This is a genomic window from Bartonella sp. EBT8 (assembly GCF_055796165.1).
Map to the genome: position 1 here is coordinate 1 of NZ_JBTTDJ010000021.1, position 5000 is coordinate 5000.

The window sequence follows — 5000 nt, forward strand, 5'->3', positions numbered from 1 at the left end:
GCGTTCTTTATTGCGTTAAGAGGAGCGTTTTGATTTGAGATATGTTTTTTTGCCCTTGAATAATCTGTTTGTCTGCAGAGATTGGCAAAATAGCATGAGCGCTCACAAACTTTGCGTTGACGCAAGGGGAGAATTGGATTTCAAAATGTTTTGACAGCAAATTACGTCCCTCTACGCTTTTCCCATGCCCTTTCTTTAGAGGGAATGATTTTAGTCGTCCCCTTTATGACGCACCCTTATTGTTTTAATGGAGAGACTCCTTAAGCGCAGGGACTTTGACGTATAACACTGATTGTATTTCCGTTTCTCCTATGTTTTCTTTTTTTGCGTATTTTATTATTGTCATCTCCACGATGGTTTATAAGCATAGTATTTTTTATATTAAGTATCAGAATACTGAAGGAAGGTCATGAGCAATATGGTGAGCGGCGAACTGTCCTTTCAAACTTACTGGCAAAATTTATTGGGAATATATTCTTCACACGCACGAGTTTAATTGAGTTCCCTGTCTTTTTCTTGTGTAGTTTCCAGTGCATGAAGTTGTTTTAGAGAGGAAGGGATACTTTTTCCATTAATTATAAACCTTTTGAATGATTCACTGGCTTTATCATTTTAATTGCTCCTTCTCTTAAAACAAAGATATAAACGTTGTACAAAAAGTGAACTGTAAAGAGGTACATCCGCGTATTACGAATAAATTTTGCAAGATCTCATCCATAAATTATTTCACGTTTTCATTATTAGAATTGCAGTTTATACGGGCTACTCTCGTTTATAAAGAGGGACTTTATAGGGAAGGACAAGTTTTAGTGTTCTCTCATTCTATGATTTTTTTTGGTTTACTAGGAATAACTCTTATTTTAATGTCACTTCTACACATGCAAAAAAGTATGTTCAGGAGATCCACTGGAGCCAAGAGAGATGTGAGGGATTCCCTTTCAAGACGGCGCCTCCCCTAACAGAGAGGCTACAGTACATGTGAGATCAAGAAAGAGAAGCAGCGTTTAGATTGAACCCTTGAGAAGTTTTTATGGGCTTTGATTGTATCCTTCTACACTCTTTTTCTGCTCTTATTGTTTCAGGGGGCATGCTGTTTGGTTGCGTGTTTTACAGCTATCGAACAATTTACGAGAGGGCTTTGGCTTGTTTTAAAACTGTTTAGATATTTTTTGAGCAGTCAATGGTAATCACAACGCTTTAATGGCAAGGTTTATAATGCTCTTCATTGAGTAAGAGGTCCGCGATAATTGACTTTCAACCTGTATTTTTCTACCAACATTCGTGTATATTGGCTTTATGGGAGCAGATTTTATCGATATGAAGATTTGAATGCAATTTTAAAGGATGCCCGTTTGACCACAGCGCCGTTATGCGTTTGTGCGGAACCGGTAAGGTGCTGGATCACGTATTAGGGCGAATGGAAGGATGTGATGGGTATGACGAGTGGCGATCTGTACTTTCAGACTTACTAGAAAAGTTTATTGGGAATATTCTTCACACTTAATGATTGAATTTAGGCGTCTCTTTTTTTTGTGTATGCTCAGTGCGTGAGATGAGCTTAGGGAGAAGGGGAGCTCTATTGTTGCTTTATAAGCGCTTTTGTTGGTTTTGCAGTTTTGTGGTTTCACTCTTGTCTGTTTGGCAACGGCTATGGGGCTTTTAGAAACCGAAAGCTATTATTTCTCCTATAGGTGTTTAGATGTTTCAGTTTTTTCATTTTCTGTATTGGTATAATGGTTATAGGGCTATTTTCTGTTTTGTATTGACGAGCAGCTTGCACCAGCGATACAAGCCTTTTTCTTGGGTAGTTTTCCAGTGCATGAGGTTGTTTTAGAGAGCATTTTTGATTTTAAAGCGATTTTTGTTATTTGCGCTCTTTATGGAGTTTGGAAGGGGGGGGAAGGATTGAGAATTTAAGGCTGGTTGCGGGGGCAGGATTTGAACCTGCGGCCTTCAGGTTATGAGCCTGACGAGCTACCGGGCTGCTCCACCCCGCGTCATTGAGGATATAATAAGAGTGATTTTTTGTCGACGTCTTATTTTATTCAATTTTATTAGTTTTTGTTTTGTTTATTTTGTTTGAGAAGACTATTCTATGCGCTTAGCAGACCTGGCGGCGACTTACTCTCCCGTGCCTTAAGACAAAGTACCATCAGCGCTGGAGCGTTTCACGATCGAGTTCGGGATGGGATCGGGTGCGTTCACTCCGCCATAACCACCAAGTCAGCGAAGAGCATAGAAATTTAGAGAAGCTGTTTTTCTGTATTGTTTTGTTTATTTTGGATTTTGCATGAATGGATATAGGAAATGGGAACGATCAAGTCGATCGAACGATTAGTATCAGTAAGCTTCATGTGTTACCACACTTCCACACCTGACCTATCAACGTGGTGGTCTACCACGGTTCTCAGGGAATACTCGTTTTCAGGTGAGTTTCCCGCTTAGATGCCTTCAGCGGTTATCTCGTCCGTATATAGCTACCCTGCTATGCGGCTGGCGCCACAACAGGTCCACCAGAGATACGTCCATCCCGGTCCTCTCGTACTAGGGACAGGTCCTGTCAATATTCCAACACCCACGGCAGATAGGGACCGAACTGTCTCACGACGTTCTGAACCCAACTCACGTACCGCTTTAAATGGCGAACAGCCATACCCTTGGGACCTGCTCCAGCCCCAGGATGCGATGAGTCGACATCGAGGTGCCAAACAACCCCGTCGATATGGACTCTTGGGGGTCATCAGCCTGTTATCCCCGGCGTACCTTTTATCCGTTGAGCGATGGCCCTTCCACACGGGACCACCGGATCACTATGACCGTCTTTCGACTCTGCTCGACTTGTCAGTCTCACAGTCAGGCAGGCTTATGCCATTGCACTCAACAAACGATTTCCGACCGTTTTGAGCCTACCATCGCGCGCCTCCGTTACTCTTTAGGAGGCGACCGCCCCAGTCAAACTACCCACCATACACTGTCCCGAATCCGGATAACGGACTGCGGTTAGACATCCATATCGGTAAGGGTGGTATTTCAAGGATGACTCCACAAAGGCTAGCGCCCCTGCTTCGAAGTCTACCACCTATCCTACACATACAGACACAAATGCCAGTGTAAAGCTATAGTAAAGGTGCACGGGGTCTTTCCGTCTAACCGCAGGAACCCCGCATCTTCACGGGGAGTTCAATTTCACTGAGTCTACGTTGGAGACAGCGGGGAAGTCGTTACGCCATTCGTGCAGGTCGGAACTTACCCGACAAGGAATTTCGCTACCTTAGGACCGTTATAGTTACGGCCGCCGTTTACTGGGGCTTCAATTCAATGCTTGCACATCTCCTCTTAACCTTCCAGCACCGGGCAGGCGTCAGACCCTATACGTCGTCTTGCGACTTCGCAGAGCCCTGTGTTTTTGGTAAACAGTCGCTACCCCCTGGTTTGTGCCACCCACTAACGGTTGCCCGCTAAAGGGTCACGCTTCTTCCGAAGTTACGCGTGCAATTTGCCGAGTTCCTTCAACGTAGTTCTCTCAAGCGCCTTAGTATTCTCTACCAGTCCACCTGTGTCGGTTTCGGGTACGGTCTATATGTGGGAGCTATTTCCTGGAACTGCTTCACTGCAAGATCAATCCAATAAGACCTTACAATATACGCAATCCGTCACTACCCACAGGTCCACGAATATTAACGTGGTTCCCATCGACTACGCCTTTCGGCCTCGCCTTAGGGGCCGACTCACCCTGCTCAGATTAACTTTAAGCAGGAACCCTTGGACTTTCGGCGAGGGAGTCTCTCACTCCCTTTATCGTTACTCATGTCAGCATTCTCACTTCCGATACCTCCAGGAGCTCTCACGAGTCTCCCTTCACAGGCTTACGGAACGCTCCGCTACCACTTACTCATAAGAGTAAATCCACAGCTTCGGTGTATGGCTTTAGCCCCGTTACATTTTCGGCGCGAGGACCCTTATTTAGACCAGTGAGCTGTTACGCTTTCTTTAAATGGTGGCTGCTTCTAAGCCAACATCCTGGTTGTTTTGGGATCTTCACATCCTTTCCCACTTAGCCATAACTTGGGGACCTTAGATGGTGGTCAGGGTTGTTTCCCTCTCCACGACGGACGTTAGCACCCGCCGTGTGTCTGCTAGTTAGTTCTTCCAGGTATTCGGAGTTTGGTTAGGTTTGGTAATCCGGTGAGGACCCCTAGCCCATCCAGTGCTCTACCCCCTGGAGAATTCGACTAACGCTCTACCTAAATAGATTTCGCGGAGAACCAGCTATTTCCGAGTTTGATTGGCCTTTCACCCCTAGCCACAAGTCATCCCAATCTATTGCAACAGATACGGGTTCGGCCCTTCAGTAAGTGTTACCTTACCTTCAGCCTGCTCATGGCTAGATCACTCGGTTTCGGGTCTAATCCAACGAACTGAACGCCCTATTCAGACTCGCTTTCGCTACGCCTACACCTACCGGCTTAAGCTTGCTCGTTAGACTAAGTCGCTGACCCATTATACAAAAGGTACGCCGTCACCCAGAACGTATCTTGGGCTCCGACTGTTTGTAGGCATTCGGTTTCAGGTACTATTTCACTCCCCTTGTCGGGGTACTTTTCACCTTTCCCTCACGGTACTGGTGCGCTATCGGTCATGCACGAGTACTTAGGCTTGGATCGTGGTCGACCCATGTTCAGACAGGATTTCACGTGTCCCGCCCTACTCTAGGACTTAAATCAGAGTTACGTATACGGGACTATCACCCACTTTGGTACGACTTTCCAATCGTTTCTACTTTTCTAAATTTAAGCCACTGGCCTGGTCCGCGTTCGCTCGCCACTACTAACGGAGTCTCGTTTGATGTCCTTTCCTACAGGTACTTAGATGTTTCAGTTCCCTGCGTTTGCTTCTTACACCCTATTTTATTCAGGTGTAGATACCTTTATCTGACGACTAGAAATCTAAACTGTTTTTTACAAAACAGCTTAATTTTTCTAGCCATCAAAGGTGGGTTG

Annotated in this window: 1 protein-coding gene, 1 tRNA gene and 2 rRNA genes (1 of these 4 running past the window's edge); 1 reads left to right on the plus strand and 3 read right to left on the minus strand. The window is 45.4% G+C overall.

All coding sequences use genetic code 11. The annotated features are described in order from the left end of the window. Positions 1-1369 precede the first annotated feature (1369 nt). Complete coding sequence (locus AC0QT4_RS08300; RefSeq protein WP_473201219.1) at positions 1370-1504, plus strand: hypothetical protein; 135 nt, start codon at positions 1370-1372, stop codon at positions 1502-1504. Positions 1505-1920: 416 nt separating this feature from the next. Here the strand turns inward: AC0QT4_RS08300 and AC0QT4_RS08305 are convergent. From AC0QT4_RS08305 to AC0QT4_RS08315, 3 genes are all read right to left on the minus strand, one after another. Beyond that, positions 1921-1997: transfer RNA gene (locus AC0QT4_RS08305), tRNA-Met, on the minus strand. Between the two features lie 111 nt (positions 1998-2108). Continuing rightward, positions 2109-2223, minus strand: a 5S ribosomal RNA gene (gene rrf, locus AC0QT4_RS08310). A 90-nt stretch (positions 2224-2313) separates the two neighbouring features. Beyond that, positions 2314-5000, minus strand: a 23S ribosomal RNA gene (locus AC0QT4_RS08315) (it continues 124 nt past the right edge of the window).